Below are 17,755 nucleotides of genomic sequence, written 5' to 3'. Positions count from 1 at the left end.
TATGAGTAAAATATTGAAACCAGTAATTGAAGAAGTAGAATATGAAAGTGGTTCATTAGACACTTTACAGGAAACTTTAAAAATCAGTTTTCGTGATGAAAACAAGATGCTATTGTTTGAATATCCGACTATATATATTGTAAATGATAAAAATTCTGATGGTTATAGTGTTTATGTAGGTGAAACAACAGATATTGTACGTCGTACAAATCAACATTTAGGTGAAATTAGAGAAGATTGGGCTAAATTTTCAAAATCAAATACTACTAAAATGTTTGTTATAGGTCATCATCACTTTAATAAGTCTTTGACACTAGATATTGAGAATAGACTAATGTTGTATTTATTAAGCGTTGATAATGTTTCAAATGTTCAAAATAGGCGAGGGAATCCTCAAAATAAATATTATACTTCTGATGAGCTTGATGAGATTTTTACCAAAATTTGGAGTTCGTTAAATAAGAAAAATAAGTATTTATTTCCAGCAGAAAGTATTGTTAGAAATTCTGCAATTTTTAAATCTTCTCCATTTCATAAATTAACCAATGAGCAATTAAAAGCGAAAAATGAAATCATTTTTAAAATTACATCAGCACTTAGTAAGAACGAGTTTGGAACTTTAATCTTGGTTAAAGGAGAAGCTGGTGCTGGTAAAACTGTTTTGATGAGTTCTTTAATCGATGATCTATTAAATTCTGATGACACGGATTTCCTAAGAGAAAATAATGCAATTAATTTGGTTGTTAATCATGATGATCAATTGAGTGTCTATAAAGAAATAGAGAAAAAGCTTGAATGGAAGAGTGGTTCAACTCTTGATGTTGCTATGAAACCAACTCAGTTTTTAAACGCACTAAAAAAGCAAGATGCTAATGCTGGTATAGTTGTTATTGACGAAGGACATTTACTTTTGACTGCAAAAAATCAAGCTTATCAGGGTGGTAATCATTTAAAAGATATACTATCAAAATCGAAAGTAGTAGTTTTAGTGTACGATGATAATCAAATAATGAATAAATCTCAAATATGGGTAGATGATTCATTTTTGACTTTACAGCATCAAGCGAGGTTGTCTGGCAATTTAATTGAATTAAATAATCAAATGCGTATAAAAGCTAGTGAATCTACAATTAGTTGGATTAGAAATATTATTGATAAGAGAGAAATTACCAAATTAAAAGAAGACAATAACTATGACATCCAGATATTTAATTCTCCCAAGGAATTACAGGATGCTATTAAATTAAAAGATGAGAATCGGCATTTAGGGATTTCTAGGTTAATAGCAACTTATGACTGGGAATATAGTAGTCAATCTAAACCTGTAGAAAAATATAAAGATAGTTATAAATATAGATATAAAGATGAATATAAAAATTATTGGTGTGTGGAAATAGATGGCTGGTTATGTCCTTGGAATAGAGAATTGAGTAGGGATAGGAAAAACTCTAAACTTTCTTGGATTGAACAACCACAAACTATTGATGAAGTAGGATCCACTTTTACTGTACAAGGTTTTGATTTGAATTATGCTGGAGTGATTATTGGTCCATCGGTTAAATATAGAGATGGTGAAATTAAGTTTGATATCTCTGCTAGTAAAAATAAAGGGGCAGTTCAAAATAGGAAACTCGAAAATGGTGAAATGAAAAATTTTGGTGAAGATCTTTTAAAAAATGAATTAAATGTTTTACTTACAAGAGGAGTAAATGGACTCTATATCTATGCAGTAGATGAAGAACTTCAAGCGGCTTTAAAAAAGGCAATTTTATAAGATTATAAGATAGGAATAGATATTTATAAATCCAAATATGGTATAATGTCAATTATGAATAACAATCAACGTGCCCTTTGCCAGCAACTCTGGGCTAGAAATAAATACCTCGTTTTGAGCTATTCCAGTAACATATATAATGAGATTCGTCAGTATCTCAAGCAAGAAGTGGTGGAAGTGAGTCAGGTTCAAGAGATGATTGACCGCGCCTGTCAAATCCCAGAACACAGGGGACAGGTCTGCAATGCCTTTCAGCATGTTTGGGGCTATTTTAAAAAGAAAGCGACAGATGCTGAGCGTAAGGACTATATGCTCTTGCTAGATCGCTATCGCTGTGGTCTGGCTTCCAAGGAAGACTTGGTCGCCAAGACTCTAGAGTTGCTTGAATCCTATCCGAATACCTACTTGCAACATTCGACTTTACTGAAAGGAGACACCCATGAGACTTTGGCATGAGGCTTTGATTTCACAGCTTCCGCGTCCTCAACTTTTGGGGCAACATCGAGAATGCTGCGCCCTACGTGGTAATGGCTGGGGCAGAAAGCATGCGACGGTGGACTATGTCTTTACCCACTCGCCCTATCGTCTCTATGCCTATCATCGCTTGATCATGGAGGAGATGGCTAATCGTGGCTACAATGTCAGTCCAGAGTGGCTGGACAAGAACTACCGTGGCAAGACCTGCCCTCCTTATGAAGATTTAGTAGAGGAAAAGTTGACCAATCCTATATACAGCGAACATGACGATACCTACTATGAGGAGTGTTTGGCTAATCTCCGAGAGAAGGGGATAGAGCTGGAATAATAGTAAGGATTGTCTTCGATTTATAACTCTTCCAGTAATTTTTTTCGAATAATAAAGATGAGACCTTTGGAATTTTTCTAAGGTCTTTTTTATGAATGTTAGGATTTACTTTTAATAACTTTTGAGTTATAATTTTAAAAAACCAAGCGTGAACTGAAGGACTTAAAAGAAAGAGGGTTAAGTGATGAAGAATAGTGCCATTGAGAGTAATTGGAAGGATGTCCGGTCTGAACTCTTTACCAAGGAGGAAATCCTTGAAAGTGATATGCGAGTGGCTATTATGAGTGAGCTGATTGAGGCTAGGCATGAACAAGGAATCAGTCAGAAAAAGCTAGAAGAACTTAGTGGAGTAAGCCAGCCTGTCATAGCTAGAATGGAAACAGGAAAGACTAGCCCTCAGTTGGATACGGTTTTAAAAGTTCTAGCCAGTTTAGGAAAGACACTAGTAGTCGTTCCACTTGAACAGAGAAAGAGTTGAGTGAATGTGGAATCCAAGGTAGTTCGATAATAAAGTATTATTGACAATTTTTCATATATAGATTATAATTATATTGATTTAAAATAAGGAGAGACAGTTATGCGGCGTGTTAGAGGTCTAGATGTTGAAGTCAAAAAAGATGATACAGGTGGTTTTGTCAGTGTTGATTGGCATTGTCCATATTGTGGAGGATATAATGCGGGTCTATATTTCACGACAAAAGACGATGTGTTAGAATATAGCTTTGAGATTGATCATGAATGTTGTGATTGTGGGGAAACTGTGATAATTGAATGTGAGGATGCAACAGTTAATTATTTTGATTAATAATTCGTAAGAATGTATTTTTCTCGGAGTATTCCGAGTTTTTTTATGCCTAAAACGAAGATATAGTTTCAAACTATATCAAAGCCTAATTTTTTACAATTATACAGACGCATTCTTTTCTGTTAAGATAGTTTCAACAACAAATTTTGGAGGACACATCATGTCAACTACAATCATCGGTTTCCCTCGTTTGGGCGAATTCCGCGAATTAAAATTTACAACTGAAAAATACTTTAGAAAAGAAATCTCAGAAGAAGAACTCTTGGCAGCAGCAAAAGACTTGCGTGCTAAACACTGGAACATTGTCAAAGAAAAAGGCATCACTGAAATTCCATCAAATGACTTTTCTCACTATGACAACTTCCTAGATGCAGCTTTCCTCTTCAACGTTGTACCAGCATCCGTTCAAAACTTGGACTTGTCTGATCTTGAGCGCTACTTCGCTTTGGGTCGTGGTTACCAAGGAGAAAAAGGGGATGTTCGCGCCCTTCCAATGAAGAAATGGTTCAACACTAACTACCACTACATCGTTCCTAAGTTTGAAAAAGACACTCAAGTTAAACTTGCAGGTCACAAGATTTTCGATGAGTTCCAAGAAGCAAAAGAACTTGGATTGAACACTCGCCCAGTTCTTGTAGGTCCATTCACTTTCCTTCAATTGTCAGACTTTGAAGAAGGCGTGAAAGCAGAAGACTTCGTAGACAGCTTAGTGGCTGCTTACCAAGAAGTTTTTGCAAAATTGGCTGAACTTGGTGCGACTCGCATCCAATTGGACGAAGCGGCTCTTGTAAAAGACTTGACAGCTGAAGAAAAAGCTCTCTTCTTGAACCTCTACAACAAACTTTTGGCTGACAAAAAAGGTCTTGAAGTCTTGCTTCAAACTTACTTTGGTGACGTTCGTGACGTTTACGCTGACCTTGTGAACTTGCCAGTAGATGCTATCGGTCTTGACTTCGTTGAAGGTAAGAAAACTCTTGAACTCGTTAAAGGTGGCTTCCCAGCTGACAAGACTCTTTATGCAGGTATTGTCAATGGTAAAAATATCTGGCGTAACAACTACGAAAAGAGCTTGGCTGTTCTTGGGCAAATCCCAGCTGAAAACATCGTTTTGACTAGCTCATGCTCACTTCTTCATGTGCCATTTACAACTGCTAATGAAGAATTTGAACCAGCAATCTTGAACCACTTTGCCTTTGCAGTTGAAAAATTGGATGAGATTCGTGATTTGGATGCTATCCGCAATGGTCAAGGTGAAGAAGCACTTGCAGCTAACAAAGAACTCTTTGCGACTGAGCGTGTTGGTGAAAATGCTGAACTTCGTGTGCGTATCGCTGGCTTGACAGACGCAGACTACACTCGTTTGCCAGCATTTGCTGAACGTGAAGCTATCCAAGAAGAAGCTTTCAAACTTCCAGCTCTTCCAACAACAACTATCGGTTCATTCCCTCAAACCAAGGAAGTTCGTGCTAAACGTTTGGCTTACCGTAAAGGTGAATTGTCTCAAGAAGAGTACGACGCTTTCCTTGCTGAAACGATCGATGAATGGATTAAATGGCAAGAAGATATCGACTTTGATGTCCTTGTTCACGGTGAATTTGAGCGTAACGACATGGTTGAGTACTTCGGTCAAAACTTGTCAGGTTACCTCTTCTCTAAAAATGGTTGGGTACAATCATACGGTATGCGTGGAGTTAAACCACCAATCATCTGGGGTGATGTCACTCGTCTTAACCCTATCACTGTTAAATGGTCTAGCTATGCACAAAGCCGTACAAACAAACCTGTTAAAGGTATGTTGACTGGACCTGTTACCATCCTCAACTGGTCATTCCCACGTGAAGACATCTCTATCAAGGATTCTACTCTTCAAATCGCCCTTGCTATCAAGGATGAAGTGCTTGACCTTGAAGCTGCTGGTGTGAAAATCATCCAAATCGATGAGGCTGCTCTTCGTGAAAAATTGCCACTCCGTCGTAGCGACTGGTATGAAGACTACCTTGACTGGGCAATTCCTGCCTTCCGCTTGGTACACTCAACAGTAGCGCCAGACACACAAATCCACACTCACATGTGTTACTCAGAATTTACAGATATCATCCCAGCTATCGACAACATGGATGCAGACGTTATCTCATTTGAAGCTAGCCGTTCAAACCTTGAAATCTTGGACGAACTCAAAGCGAAAAACTTCCAAACAGAAGTGGGACCTGGGGTTTACGATATCCACTCACCTCGTGTGCCAAATGAAGGCGAAATCGACAATACAATCGAAGCCATCCTTGCTAAAGTGCCAAGCAAGAAAGTTTGGATCAACCCTGACTGTGGTTTGAAAACACGTGGTATTCCAGAAACAAAAGAAAGCTTGATCCGCCTTGTTGAAGCAGCTAAAGCTGCGCGTGAGAAATTGTAAGATAAGGATTTCTCTAGAAGCACTGTTTGGTCAATCTGCCTGTTTCACTTGGATTTTAGGAATCCAGCTAACGAAAAAAATCAACTAGAAAAGGATAAGGACTATGTCAAGCCAAACACCGTCACTCTCATTTGAAGTGTTCCCTCCCAACCCAGCCGTGGGTAATGATAACATTATTTCTGCTCTTCAAGATATGCAGGAGTTGGCTCCTCACTTTATCAGTGTAACTGCCAGCAATAATAAATTTAATATCAAGGAAACGACGGTTCGTTTGGCTGACTTTATCCAAAATGACTTGGCGATTCCGACTATTGCTCACTTGCCAGCCATCTATTTGACCAAGGACAAGGTTGCTGAAACGATTGCAGACTTGGACAAGGTTGGGGTGCAGAAAATCTTGGCTCTTCGTGGGGATATTATTCCAGATGTAGAACCACAAAAGGATTTCCGCTACGCAACTGACTTGATCGAGTTCATTAAGGAGCAAGCCCCTCACTTTGATATTGTTGGTGCTTGTTATCCAGAAGGTCATCCAGATTCACCAAATCAGATTTCAGATATTCAAAATCTTAAGAAGAAAGTGGATGCAGGTTGTTCGAGCCTTGTAACTCAGCTTTTCTTTGACAATGAGCGCTTCTATGATTTCCAAGATAAGTGCATCTTGGCTGGGATTGATGTTCCTATTCATGCAGGGATTATGCCAATTCTGAATCGAAATCAGGCTCTCCGTCTCTTGAAGACTTGTGAGAATATCCATCTTCCACGTAAATTTAAAGCCATCTTAGACAAGTATGAGCATGACCCTGAGTCGCTCAGAGCAGCAGGACTTGCCTATGCAGTGGACCAAATCGTGGACTTGGTAACTCAGGATGTTGCCGGTGTGCATCTCTACACTATGAACAATGCTGAAACAGCAAAATACATCCACCAAGCAACTCATGCCTTGTTTAATCATCAGTCTCTAGGATAATAAAAAGCAAACCATTCTTCTCAGGTGAGGGGAATGGTTCCTTTTTAATGGTAAAGGCCGCACTTTTTAAGAAAAATATGATAAAATAGACTCTGTACGTACTTGATACAAAGATGAGGGTATTAAAAAAATAATGCATTTTAACTGAGAGTCTTAGATGCTTTAGTATCAAACCTTTCTAATGATTTGTATCTTGAATAATTGAACACGGGCTAAATCCCTAGTGAAAAAGATAGATTTCCTGGTGTACATGGTACACTGCGTCAATCGAATGATATCTTGTGTAATTGAACCCGGCCGAAAAGCTGTGTAAAAAAGATAAACTGTCTTGTCTTCATCGAAGACTTCGTCAGTTTCCTATTTTTACTTTGCTTTTGACGCCCTTGGTATCTTGATCTTTGTAGGCAAGGCGTATAATTTCATCAATCCAAAGGGGATTAAAATGACAAAACAAGTGTTTCAAACGACTTTTGCGGGTCGTGAGTTAATTGTAGAGACTGGTCAGGTTGCTAAGCAAGCAAATGGCTCTGTTGTTGTACGTTACGGTGAGTCAACTGTCTTGACTGCGGCCGTGATGTCTAAGAAGATGGCAACTGGGGATTTTTTCCCTCTTCAAGTCAACTACGAAGAAAAAATGTATGCGGCTGGGAAGTTTCCTGGTGGCTTTATGAAACGTGAAGGACGTCCTTCAACGGATGCGACTTTGACAGCGCGTTTGATTGACCGTCCAATCCGACCAATGTTTGCGGAAGGTTTCCGTAATGAAGTACAAGTCATCAACACCGTGCTTTCTTATGATGAAAATGCTTCTGCACCAATGGCGGCTATGTTTGGTTCATCTTTAGCACTTTCTATCTCAGACATTCCATTTGACGGACCAATCGCTGGGGTACAAGTGGGATATGTAGATGGCCAAATCATCATCAACCCTACGCAAGAACAAGCAGAGCAATCGCTCCTTGAATTGACAGTAGCTGGTACCAAACACGCCATCAACATGGTAGAGTCTGGTGCTAAAGAATTGTCAGAAGAAATCATGCTGGAAGCCCTCCTTAAAGGGCACGAAGCAGTCAAAGAATTGATTGCCTTCCAAGAAGAAATCGTTGCTGCAGTAGGTAAGGAAAAAGCAGAAGTGGAATTGCTTCATGTGGACGCTAACTTGCAAGCTGAAATTATAGCAGCCTACAACAGCGACCTCCAAAAGGCGGTTCAAGTAGAAGAAAAATTGGCTCGTGAAGCTGCAACTCAAGCAGTTAAGGACCAAGTGACTGCAGTTTACGAAGAAAAATATGCGGATCACGAAGAATTTGACCGTATCATGCGTGATGTGGCTGAAATCTTGGAACAAATGGAACACGCTGAAGTGCGCCGTTTGATTACAGAAGACAAGGTGCGTCCTGATGGTCGTAAGGTCGATGAAATCCGTCCTTTGGATGCGGTTGTGGACTTCCTTCCTCGTGTGCATGGTTCAGGTCTCTTCACTCGTGGGCAAACTCAGGCTCTTTCAGTCTTGACCTTGGCTCCGATGGGAGAAACTCAAATCATTGATGGTTTGGATCCAGAGTATAAGAAACGCTTTATGCACCATTATAACTTCCCTCAATACTCTGTAGGGGAAACTGGACGCTACGGTGCGCCAGGTCGTCGTGAAATTGGTCACGGTGCTCTTGGTGAGCGTGCCCTTGCTCAAGTCTTGCCAAGTTTGGAAGAATTCCCATATGCTATCCGTTTGGTAGCAGAAGTCTTGGAATCAAATGGTTCTTCATCTCAAGCTTCTATCTGTGCGGGAACGCTTGCCCTTATGGCTGGTGGTGTGCCAATCAAGGCACCAGTAGCAGGGATTGCCATGGGTCTCATCTCAGATGGAAACAACTATACAGTCTTGACAGATATCCAAGGTTTGGAAGACCACTTTGGAGACATGGACTTCAAGGTTGCAGGAACTCGTGACGGGATTACAGCCCTACAAATGGATATCAAGATTCAAGGGATTACTGCAGAAATCTTGACAGAAGCCCTTGCCCAAGCCAAGAAAGCTCGTTTTGAAATCCTTGATGTGATTGAAGCAACCATTCCAGAAGTTCGTCCAGAATTGGCTCCAACTGCTCCGAAAATTGATACCATCAAGATTGATGTGGACAAGATTAAGATTGTCATCGGTAAGGGTGGAGAAACCATCGACAAGATTATCGCCGAAACAGGCGTTAAGATTGATATCGACGAAGAAGGAAATGTATCTATCTACTCTAGTGATCAAGATGCTATTAACCGTACTAAAGAAATTATTGCTGGTTTGGTCCGTGAAGCTAAGGTGGACGAAGTTTACCGTGCTAAAGTCGTTCGTATCGAGAAATTTGGTGCCTTTGTTAACCTCTTTGATAAGACAGATGCCCTTGTTCATATCTCTGAGATGGCTTGGACACGTACCAATAATGTCGAAGACTTGGTAGCAATCGGGGATGAAGTTGATGTTAAGGTTATCAAGATTGATGAAAAAGGACGTGTGGATGCTTCTATGAAAGCCCTTCTTCCTCGTCCTCCAAAACCTGAACGTGATGAAAAAGGTGAAAAATCAGAGCGTCCTCACCGCCCACGTCATCACAAGGACCACAAACCTAAGAAAGAATTTACAGAAACACCAAAAGATTCAGAATAAGAAAAGGAGAAATGTATGGGATGGTGGCGCGAAACCATTGATATCGTAAAAGAGAATGATCCAGCGGCCCGCACCACTTTGGAGGTTTTGCTGACTTATCCAGGTGTCAAGGCCTTGGCGGCCCACCGTCTTTCACATTTTCTCTGGAAGCATGGCTTCAAACTCTTGGCTCGTATGCACAGTCAGTTCTGGCGCTTTTGGACTCAGATTGAGATTCATCCAGGTGCTCAGATCGATTCAGGTGTCTTTATCGACCATGGTTCTGGCCTGGTGATTGGAGAGACAGCTATCGTTGAGACGGGAGTTCTCCTCTATCATGGGGTGACTCTTGGGGGAACAGGGAAAGACTGTGGCAAACGCCATCCAACCGTGCGAAAAGGAGCTTTAATATCTGCTCATGCCCAAGTCATTGGACCCGTTGAAATCGGTGAAAATGCCAAGGTCGGTGCAGCAGCAGTTGTCGTGGCAGACGTGCCTAGTGATGTGACGGTTGTCGGTATTCCGGCCAAGATTGTCCGTGTACATGGTAAAAAGGATGAGCCGGTCATTCACGAAGTCGAAGAAAAACGAGAGTACTACGTCAATAAACTCGAGCAGGCTAAAGAAGCCAGTCACAGATCGTCGGGGTTGTAGAGGGTACCTATATGATTCAAGCAAGAAACAAGTTAAGCCAAGAGGAGCTATCTGAGGCGAAAAAACTAATTAACTGTTGCCAAAACTATGACGGTACCTATCGTGATCCCTATCTCTCTAACATGCTTAATTTTGACCCAAACATGCCTGCCTTTTTGCTTTATTATGAAAAAGGCGAACTTGTTGGTTTATTAACTGTCTATGCAGATGATCAAGATGTAGAAGTGACGATACTGGTTCATCCAGCTCATCGCCGTCAGGGAATTGCGCGTGCATTGTTTACTAGTTTTGAGAGAGAAACAGCTTCTTTCTCTATTTGTTCAGTCACTTTTCAGACAGAACGTATTTTTCTAGACCGTTATCCTGATTTTGTCAGCAACTGGGGATTGGTCGAGGATGAAGAGACAGAAACTTGGTTAGGTAAGGATAGAAGACCTTATCCGTTAGCAAAGCTTTCCAATCTTGAAGTTTTGTTAGCAGATAGTTCGTATCAAAATCAAATTAGTCAGTTAAAATTTCAGGCATTTTCAGAGGAACATGAATCTAGAGAAGTTGTGGATAGATATGTCGCTGAAGCTCTGAAGGATCCAGAAAGTCGCTTATATATTTTATTAAAAGACGGTCAGGTTATTGGAACTTGCACGGTAGATTTATCGACTAATACGAATTACTTCTACGGTTTAGCAATATCTGAACCTGAACGTGGAAACGGCTATGGAAGTTACTTAGCAAAATCCCTTGTCAACCAACTAATTGAGCAAAATGACAAGGAATTTCAGATTGCAGTGGAAGATAGCAATGTAGGTGCCAAGCGTTTGTATGAAAAAATTGGCTTTGTCAAACAGACTCAGGTGGTTTATCTGAATGAGAAAGGAGCAAGGAATTCCGAAGTGTAGAGACTTTCGGACTGAAATTCAATTGAACTCTTAGTGATGAAACTAACTGTTCTCGGATTTTGGATTTCCTGACTATGATTTATGATTAAAATTTACGACACCATGTCTCGTGATTTGCGAGAATTTGTCCCAATCGAGGACGGTAAGGTAAAGATGTATGTTTGTGGGCCAACCGTGTACAACTATATCCACGTGGGGAATGCCCGTTCGACGGTGGTTTTTGATACCATTCGTCGCTATTTTGAGTATCGTGGGTACGAGGTTGCCTATATTTCCAATTTTACGGATGTGGATGATAAGATTATCAACCGTGCCAAGGAAGAAGGCATCACGCCTCAGGAGGTTGCGGACAAGTACATCGCTGCCTTTCGTGAGGATGTGACGGCCTTGGGCGTTAAACCTGCGACTCGCCATCCTCGTGTGGTGGAGTTTATGATTGACATTATCCGTTTTGTGGAAGACTTGATTGAGAAAGGTTTTGCTTATGAGAGCCAAGGAGATGTCTATTTCCGTGTGGAAAAATCCCACAACTATGCTAAGTTGGCCAATAAAACCTTGGAAGACTTGGAACTAGGTGCTTCAGGTCGTACCGATGAAGAAACGGTTCGTAAGGAAAATCCTGTGGACTTTGCCCTATGGAAATCTGCTAAATCAGGCGAGATTTCTTGGGATAGTCCTTGGGGACCTGGTCGTCCGGGCTGGCATATCGAGTGTTCAGTCATGTCGACAGAGATTTTAGGTGATACCATTGATATCCATGGTGGTGGAGCCGACCTAGAGTTTCCACATCATACCAACGAAATTGCCCAGTCAGAAGCCAAAACAGGTAAGACCTTTGCCAACTACTGGATGCACAATGGCTTTGTCAATATCGACAATGTCAAGATGTCCAAGTCCTTGGGGAACTTTATCACCGTACACGATGCCCTTAAAACTCTTGATGGGCAAGTGCTTCGTTTCTTCTTTGCGACTCAACATTATCGCAAGCCTATCAACTTTACGGAAAAAGCAGTGCGAGACGCTGAGACCAATCTCAAGTATCTGAAGAATACTTATGAGCAACCATTTACAGGAACTGTAGATGCTCAAGAGTTGCAAGCTTTTAAAGATAAGTTTATAGCAGCTATGGATGAAGATTTTAACGCTGCTAACGGTATTACAGTTGTCTTTGAAATGGCCAAATGGATCAATTCTGGCAACTATGATGCAAGTGTCAAGCAAGCTCTTGCGGATATGTTAGAAGTCTTTGGAATTGTCTTTATTGAGGAAGTTTTGGATGCAGAGATTGAAGACTTGATCCAAAAACGCCAAGAAGCGCGTGCCAATCGTGACTTTGCGACAGCGGACCAAATCCGTGACCAATTGGCGGCTCAAGGAATTAAGCTACTTGACACCAAGGATGGAGTGAGGTGGACACGTGATTGATGTCAATCTCATTAACGGGATTGCGTTAGCTTTTGAAGGAGATGCGGTTTATTCAATGTATATTCGTCGCCACCTCATCCTCAAAGGAATGACCAAGCCCAATAAACTCCACCAAGAGGCAACCAAGTATGTGTCAGCCAAGGCTCAGGCTCGCCTGATTGCCCTCATGTTGGAGGAACAAGTCTTGACAGAAAAAGAAGAAGAAATTTACAAACGTGGTCGCAATACCAATAGCCATACCAAGGCTAAAAATGCCGATGTGGTGACTTACCGCATGTCTACAGGTTTTGAAGCGGTCATGGGCTATCTCCATATGACTGAGAATCTGGAACGTCTTGAGAGCTTGATTTCTTGGTGCATCCAAAAAGTGGAGGGCTAAGATATGATGGCAAAAGAACTACAAGACTGGTTTCCTGAGGCTCAGATTTCAGACCAACCAGTAGAGAAAGAGGGTTACTTAACTCTTCCTTTAGCTTCTCAGCAGTGGATTTTGCTGGAGGAATCTGGTCTTAGTGAGCGTGAAAAGCAGTTGGTTTCCCTTTTGACCCAGCAGGAGCAGGCTCGTTCGCTCAATCCTTGGTATTCCTATCTGATTGAGGGGAAGGGACAGGCACCGCAAGCTTTCAAAAAGATTCAGCTGGTTCATTGTCATCTTTCCTATTTTCAGCAGGAAAATCTAGCTTCTTGGCTAGATATGATGCGGACTCTCTTTCCTAACTGTCAGGCGGTGCTTCAAGTCGGAGCTCAGGACTATGTTTTCGTGCTGCAACAAGATAAGTATACTTCTGTACGAGCTATTTTAAGTGATACGATTGAAGCGGTTGAGTATGACTTTGGACTTCGTCTGTCAATCATGTTAGGCCAGGTTTGGTCTCAGATAGGTCATCAAGCCCTGTCAGACCTAATCAAAGCGGAGCGGGATTTGTTTAAGACTTGGTGGCGTCAGGGTCACCAAGGTGTTCATACTTTTTCTCAGCTCTATCTTTGGAGTATGGGAGAAAGACTCGTGGACTTGAAGGCAATCAAGGAATGTCTACACCAGATGATTTTGGATCAAGATCAGATTCAGGAAATCATTCTCTCTCTTTGGGAAAATAGTGCTGTTCTCACTAAAACAGCCCAGCAACTCTATCTGCACCGTAATTCTCTCCAATACAAGATTGATAAATGGGAAGAATTGACAGGGCTTCAATTGAAGGAGTTGACAGAACTGACCCTGTGTTATCAATTGATTTTACCAGATATTCTCTAAAGTTTTGTGCAAGTTGCACAGAACTTTTTTATTTTTTTGGTCACCTTGCCATAGAAATGTAAAGCGTTTTCATCTATAATAAAACTATCAAAAGACAAAAGGAGTTCACCTCATGGTAGAATTGAATCTTAAAAACATTTACAAAAAATATCCAAACAGCGAACACTATTCAGTTGAAGACTTCAACTTGGACATCAAAGACAAAGAATTTATCGTTTTCGTAGGTCCTTCAGGATGTGGTAAATCAACAACTCTTCGTATGATTGCTGGTCTTGAAGACATCACAGAAGGTACTGCATCTATCGATGGCGTGGTTGTCAACGACGTAGCTCCAAAAGACCGTGACATCGCCATGGTATTCCAAAACTACGCTCTTTACCCACACATGACTGTTTATGACAACATGGCTTTCGGTTTAAAATTGCGTAAATACAGCAAGGAAGACATCGATAAACGTGTGCAAGAAGCAGCTGCAATCCTTGGTTTGAAAGAATTCTTGGATCGTAAACCAGCTGACCTTTCAGGTGGTCAACGTCAACGTGTTGCCATGGGTCGTGCGATTGTCCGTGATGCAAAAGTGTTCTTGATGGACGAACCTTTGTCAAACTTGGATGCCAAACTTCGTGTATCAATGCGTGCTGAAATTGCTAAAATCCACCGTCGTATCGGAGCTACAACAATCTACGTAACTCACGACCAAACAGAAGCGATGACACTTGCAGACCGTATCGTTATCATGTCAGCAACTAAAAACCCTGCTGGTACAGGTACTATCGGACGTGTAGAACAAATCGGTACCCCTCAAGAAGTTTACAAAAACCCAGTTAACAAGTTCGTTGCAGGATTCATCGGAAGCCCAGCTATGAACTTCATCAACGTGAAATTGGTTGGTAGCGAAATTATTTCTGACGGTTTCCGTTTGAAAGTTCCAGAAGGAGCATTGAAAGTTCTTCGTGAAAAAGGCTACGAAGGTAAAGAATTGATCTTCGGTATCCGTCCAGAAGATGTGAATGCAGAACCTGCTTTCCTTGAAACATTCCCAGAATCAGTTGTCAAAGCTACTATCTCTGTATCAGAATTGCTTGGTTCAGAATCTCACCTTTACTGCCAAGTTGGTAAAGACGAATTTGTTGCCAAAGTTGATGCTCGTGACTACTTGCAAACAGGTGCAACAGTTGAACTTGGATTTGACTTGAACAAAGCACACTTCTTCGATGTAGAAACTGAAAAAACAGTTTACTAAGATAAACGAAACTCAAAACACTGCTAGAAATCTGGCAGTGTTTTTTTGAGATTGCGTAGAAAAAACTCCTGGGAAATTCCAGGAGAGTATGAGTGCTTATTTGAACTTGAATCCTTCGTAAATAAGCTCTGTTTTTGGATTTTGTTTCTTAATCTGTTTGGCAAGTGACTTCATCATAGAAAGAGGACCACACATATAGACGCTTGCATGTTCGGGCACTTCTTCTTGTTCAAAATTAAGATAGCTGTCTTTCCTACTGTCTACTAGATGGAGTTCAAAATTAGGATTTTTCTGAGCATAGTCATGGAGCAAATCTAGGTAGACTGCATTTTCATCTCCACGGAAGCTATAGTAGAAGTGAACCTGTTTATCTAAAATAGGATGTTCACGGATGTAAGAGATGAAGGGGGTAATCCCAATGCCTCCAGCAATCCAAACCTGATTTTCTCGTCCTTCTTTTATGATCATGTGTCCGTAAGCTCTGTCTACGCTTACTTTGCTGCCGACTTGAAGATTGTCATAGATATTCTTGGTATGGTCGCCTGAATTTTTAACAGTAAAGTAAAGAGTTTGACCATGACCTCTTGAGATAGAAAAGGGATGCGGAGCGCTTTCAAAGCCTTCTTGGAAAATCTTTAGAAAGGCAAATTGTCCTGATTGATAGTTGAAAGGTCTGCTAAGATGGATTTGAATTTCTCTAGTATCATGATTTAAGTGTTTGAGATTGGTAATTTTCCCTAGATAGGGGAAGCCAATCTTTTGATATAGAAAAATGATATAAAAACCAGCTAGTAAGCCTAAAAGGGCATAGCTACCAACAAGAAAACTTAGAAGATTAAATGTAAGGAGACGATTGCCCATCATCATGTAGACGTGAAGGAGTCCGAAAATATAAGCTAGGTAAACTAGACGGTGAATCCATCGCCAAGCTTCGTATTGGATGTATTTGCCTAAATAGGCGACAAGGATGATACTGACAAAGATATAGATGGCAAGATTTCCAAACTGAGTAGCTAATCGAGAGCCCCACAAACCGCCCATACTAAAGTTATGAAAGATGAGTAGGATGATGGAGAGAAAGGCTGTGAATTTGTGGACGGTGTAGACCTTCTCCAAACCGTGAAACCAGTTTTCTATTAGAGGGAGACGAGTGGCGAGGATAAAGGTCAGAGATAGGCTTGTTAAAGCTAGTCCTGGAATCATGAATTGGGGAGAAGTGTTCATCCAAGTCAAAATAGTCAAGATAAAACTAGCTATGATAAAGAGTAGTCCTTTGATTGATTTCATAGAAAATTCCATTTTATTAAGATTTTGATTTGTTGTAAATAAATTTGTTACATTTTATCATAGAAAAAGTATGGTGTCAAATTGAGGTCTATAAATGTTTACTATCATCAAAAAACTCTCCAATTGAACTGGAGAGTGGCTGTTTATACTCAATGAAAATCAAAGAGCAAACTAGGAAGCTAGACGCAGGCTGTACTTGAGTACGGCAAGGTGAAGCTGACGTGGTTTGAATTTGATTTTCGAAGAGTATTATTCTGCAGCTTGTTGCCAACGTTTGGCCAGCATATGAGATAGGCTCGAAATTGCTAGGTTAAAGCTGAAGTAGATGAGGGCAATCAGGATATACAGACTGAAGACTTGCTCTGGTTCGAAATAACGGCCCATGAGAATTTGGCTAGCTCCAAAGAGTTCTTGTAGGGCGATAACAGAGTAGAGGAGGCTGGTATCCTTAATCACGGTTACAAACTGAGAAATGATGGCTGGCAGCATTTTACGAATGGCTTGTGGGAGAATGATGTGGTAGAGGATTTGGGCTGAGGTAAATCCTTGCGACATTCCTGCTTCGTACTGCCCCTTGTCTACGGCATTGAGACCGCCTCGGATAATCTCAGCTAGGGCCGCTGATGTAAAGAGGGTAAAGGCAGTGATTCCTGCTGGTGTGGATTTCATCTTGAACACTAAAAAGATAGTGAAAATCCAGAGGAGGTTGGGAACGTTACGCACAAACTCGATGTAAATGCTGGAGATGATGCGCAAGATAGGATTTTTGCCATTTCTCATGACAGCTAGCACCGTACCGATAAGGGTAGAGAGGACGATGGCAATCAGAGAAATGTAGAGGGTCAAGCAAAATCCTTTAAAGATAAAGACTAGGTTATCTGGGGTCAAAACTTCTAAAATGGATTCCATAGTAACCTCCTAAAGTGAATAGGCTTTTTTGTTGGCTTGCTCCATCTTGCGACCAAACTGGGCAACAGGGAAGCAGAGAGAAAAGTAGAGAAGGGCAGCGCCTAAAAAGGCTGGAATGTAGTTTCCATTGAGAGCTGACCAAGACTTGGTCACAAACATCAAGTCCACTCCAGAGATGATAGCGACGGTGGAGGTGTTTTTGATGAGGTTGACGATTTGGTTGGTCAAAGGAGGGAGAATGATACGAAAGGCCTGAGGCAAGATAATCAAACGCATAGCACTGATATAGGTAAAACCTTGCGACAAGGCGGCCTCCATCTGACCGCTAGGAATAGACTGAATTCCTGAGCGAATCACCTCAGCGATATAGGCGCCGTGATAAAGTCCGACGCAGAGAACAGCTGTCCAATAAATCGGAATCATGATGGTGTGGTCACTGATAAGAGGTAGGCCATAAAAAACGATAACAAACTGCACCAAGAGGGGAGTGTTTTGGTAAAACTCCACAAAGATGCGAGCTAAAATGCGCAAAATTGGACGTTTGCTGGTTGACATGGCTCCAAAGAAGATGCCCAAAACCATGGCGAGGATAAAGGATCCAATCGCTAGGGCAAGGGTGAAGAGGAAACCATTGAAAAATTGTCCAAAATCCTGAAAATAGGCTGTCCAAGATGATAAATCTGTCATGGG

Annotated in this window: 17 protein-coding genes; 14 read left to right on the top strand and 3 right to left on the bottom strand. The window is 41.1% G+C overall.

The features are described from left to right. Position 1: 1 nt before the first annotated feature. The 14 genes from M1F55_RS03040 (at position 2) to M1F55_RS02975 (ending at position 14,869) form a co-directional block, all read left to right on the top strand. On the top strand, positions 2 to 1,774 hold the full coding sequence (locus M1F55_RS03040) for a DNA/RNA helicase domain-containing protein (protein ID WP_247947259.1): 1,773 nt from the start codon (positions 2 to 4) through the stop codon (positions 1,772 to 1,774). 45 nt (positions 1,775 to 1,819) lie between these two features. Beyond that, positions 1,820 to 2,230: a YbgA family protein gene (locus tag M1F55_RS03035; RefSeq protein ID WP_282184707.1), complete on the top strand. Its 411-nt coding sequence runs from the start codon at positions 1,820 to 1,822 to the stop codon at positions 2,228 to 2,230. After that, positions 2,214 to 2,579: a TIGR02328 family protein gene (locus M1F55_RS03030; RefSeq protein WP_247947257.1), complete on the top strand. Its 366-nt coding sequence runs from the start codon at positions 2,214 to 2,216 to the stop codon at positions 2,577 to 2,579. The genes M1F55_RS03035 and M1F55_RS03030 overlap by 17 nt, the downstream gene beginning before the upstream one ends. A gap of 184 nt (positions 2,580 to 2,763) precedes the next feature. Further along, a complete protein-coding gene (locus M1F55_RS03025; protein ID WP_247947256.1) occupies positions 2,764 to 3,057 on the top strand; it encodes a helix-turn-helix domain-containing protein in 294 nt (97 codons plus the stop codon). Positions 3,058 to 3,156: 99 nt separating this feature from the next. Continuing rightward, positions 3,157 to 3,384 carry a hypothetical protein gene (locus M1F55_RS03020; protein WP_247947255.1) on the top strand — a complete coding sequence of 76 codons (228 nt, stop codon included), beginning with the start codon at positions 3,157 to 3,159 and terminating at the stop codon, positions 3,382 to 3,384. 160 nt (positions 3,385 to 3,544) lie between these two features. After that, the gene (gene metE / locus M1F55_RS03015; RefSeq protein WP_237447255.1) at positions 3,545 to 5,794 is read left to right on the top strand and encodes a 5-methyltetrahydropteroyltriglutamate--homocysteine S-methyltransferase; all 2,250 of its coding nucleotides are present in this window, start codon (positions 3,545 to 3,547) and stop codon (positions 5,792 to 5,794) included. A 103-nt stretch (positions 5,795 to 5,897) separates the two neighbouring features. Next, positions 5,898 to 6,764, top strand: a complete 867-nt coding sequence (metF, locus tag M1F55_RS03010; RefSeq protein ID WP_247939311.1) for a methylenetetrahydrofolate reductase [NAD(P)H] — start codon at positions 5,898 to 5,900, stop codon at positions 6,762 to 6,764. 442 nt (positions 6,765 to 7,206) lie between these two features. Beyond that, positions 7,207 to 9,420, top strand: coding sequence for a polyribonucleotide nucleotidyltransferase (gene pnp, locus M1F55_RS03005; RefSeq protein WP_247947254.1), 2,214 nt, complete (start codon positions 7,207 to 7,209; stop codon positions 9,418 to 9,420). Between the two features lie 15 nt (positions 9,421 to 9,435). After that, positions 9,436 to 10,053 carry a serine O-acetyltransferase gene (gene cysE, locus M1F55_RS03000; RefSeq protein WP_049516296.1) on the top strand — a complete coding sequence of 206 codons (618 nt, stop codon included), beginning with the start codon at positions 9,436 to 9,438 and terminating at the stop codon, positions 10,051 to 10,053. A gap of 11 nt (positions 10,054 to 10,064) precedes the next feature. After that, complete coding sequence (locus M1F55_RS02995; RefSeq protein ID WP_247932610.1) at positions 10,065 to 10,949, top strand: GNAT family N-acetyltransferase; 885 nt, start codon at positions 10,065 to 10,067, stop codon at positions 10,947 to 10,949. Between the two features lie 81 nt (positions 10,950 to 11,030). Then, the gene (gene cysS, locus M1F55_RS02990; RefSeq protein ID WP_247947253.1) at positions 11,031 to 12,374 is read left to right on the top strand and encodes a cysteine--tRNA ligase; all 1,344 of its coding nucleotides are present in this window, start codon (positions 11,031 to 11,033) and stop codon (positions 12,372 to 12,374) included. Further along, positions 12,367 to 12,753 carry a Mini-ribonuclease 3 gene (locus tag M1F55_RS02985; RefSeq protein ID WP_000567913.1) on the top strand — a complete coding sequence of 129 codons (387 nt, stop codon included), beginning with the start codon at positions 12,367 to 12,369 and terminating at the stop codon, positions 12,751 to 12,753. Before cysS ends, M1F55_RS02985 begins: the two co-directional genes overlap by 8 nt. Before the next feature lie 3 nt (positions 12,754 to 12,756). After that, positions 12,757 to 13,626 (top strand): helix-turn-helix domain-containing protein, encoded by an 870-nt coding sequence (locus M1F55_RS02980; protein WP_247947252.1) that lies wholly within the window; start codon positions 12,757 to 12,759, stop codon positions 13,624 to 13,626. 112 nt (positions 13,627 to 13,738) lie between these two features. Beyond that, positions 13,739 to 14,869, top strand: a complete 1,131-nt coding sequence (locus tag M1F55_RS02975; protein WP_033686510.1) for an ABC transporter ATP-binding protein — start codon at positions 13,739 to 13,741, stop codon at positions 14,867 to 14,869. 96 nt (positions 14,870 to 14,965) lie between these two features. On the opposite strand, the gene M1F55_RS02970 is transcribed toward M1F55_RS02975, so the two are convergent. From M1F55_RS02970 to M1F55_RS02960, 3 genes are all read right to left on the bottom strand, one after another. After that, positions 14,966 to 16,156 (bottom strand): ferredoxin reductase family protein, encoded by a 1,191-nt coding sequence (locus M1F55_RS02970; protein WP_247947251.1) that lies wholly within the window; start codon positions 16,154 to 16,156, stop codon positions 14,966 to 14,968. 249 nt (positions 16,157 to 16,405) lie between these two features. Continuing rightward, a complete protein-coding gene (locus M1F55_RS02965; RefSeq protein ID WP_000443858.1) occupies positions 16,406 to 17,065 on the bottom strand; it encodes an amino acid ABC transporter permease in 660 nt (219 codons plus the stop codon). A gap of 9 nt (positions 17,066 to 17,074) precedes the next feature. After that, entirely contained in the window at positions 17,075 to 17,752 is a 678-nt protein-coding gene (locus tag M1F55_RS02960) for an amino acid ABC transporter permease (RefSeq protein WP_000131145.1), read from the bottom strand. Between the last annotated feature and the right edge of the window lie 3 nt (positions 17,753 to 17,755).

Origin of the sequence: Streptococcus mitis (assembly GCF_023109235.1) — a bacterium.
Taxonomy (GTDB): domain Bacteria; phylum Bacillota; class Bacilli; order Lactobacillales; family Streptococcaceae; genus Streptococcus; species Streptococcus mitis_DA.
This window is presented reverse-complemented; position numbering and strand designations above follow the sequence as displayed.

Coding starts and splice junctions, on each gene's coding strand:
- M1F55_RS02995 (WP_247932610.1), top strand. CDS start 10,065: ATGATTCAAGCAAGAAACAAGTTAAGCCAAGAGGAGCTATCTGAGGCG.
- M1F55_RS02965 (WP_000443858.1), bottom strand. CDS start 17,065: ATGGAATCCATTTTAGAAGTTTTGACCCCAGATAACCTAGTCTTTATC.
- M1F55_RS03030 (WP_247947257.1), top strand. CDS start 2,214: ATGAGACTTTGGCATGAGGCTTTGATTTCACAGCTTCCGCGTCCTCAA.
- M1F55_RS03035 (WP_282184707.1), top strand. CDS start 1,820: ATGTCAATTATGAATAACAATCAACGTGCCCTTTGCCAGCAACTCTGG.
- M1F55_RS02960 (WP_000131145.1), bottom strand. CDS start 17,752: ATGACAGATTTATCATCTTGGACAGCCTATTTTCAGGATTTTGGACAA.
- M1F55_RS03020 (WP_247947255.1), top strand. CDS start 3,157: ATGCGGCGTGTTAGAGGTCTAGATGTTGAAGTCAAAAAAGATGATACA.
- metF (WP_247939311.1), top strand. CDS start 5,898: ATGTCAAGCCAAACACCGTCACTCTCATTTGAAGTGTTCCCTCCCAAC.
- M1F55_RS02970 (WP_247947251.1), bottom strand. CDS start 16,156: ATGAAATCAATCAAAGGACTACTCTTTATCATAGCTAGTTTTATCTTG.
- M1F55_RS02975 (WP_033686510.1), top strand. CDS start 13,739: ATGGTAGAATTGAATCTTAAAAACATTTACAAAAAATATCCAAACAGC.
- cysS (WP_247947253.1), top strand. CDS start 11,031: ATGATTAAAATTTACGACACCATGTCTCGTGATTTGCGAGAATTTGTC.
- M1F55_RS03025 (WP_247947256.1), top strand. CDS start 2,764: ATGAAGAATAGTGCCATTGAGAGTAATTGGAAGGATGTCCGGTCTGAA.
- M1F55_RS03040 (WP_247947259.1), top strand. CDS start 2: ATGAGTAAAATATTGAAACCAGTAATTGAAGAAGTAGAATATGAAAGT.
- pnp (WP_247947254.1), top strand. CDS start 7,207: ATGACAAAACAAGTGTTTCAAACGACTTTTGCGGGTCGTGAGTTAATT.
- M1F55_RS02980 (WP_247947252.1), top strand. CDS start 12,757: ATGATGGCAAAAGAACTACAAGACTGGTTTCCTGAGGCTCAGATTTCA.
- cysE (WP_049516296.1), top strand. CDS start 9,436: ATGGGATGGTGGCGCGAAACCATTGATATCGTAAAAGAGAATGATCCA.
- metE (WP_237447255.1), top strand. CDS start 3,545: ATGTCAACTACAATCATCGGTTTCCCTCGTTTGGGCGAATTCCGCGAA.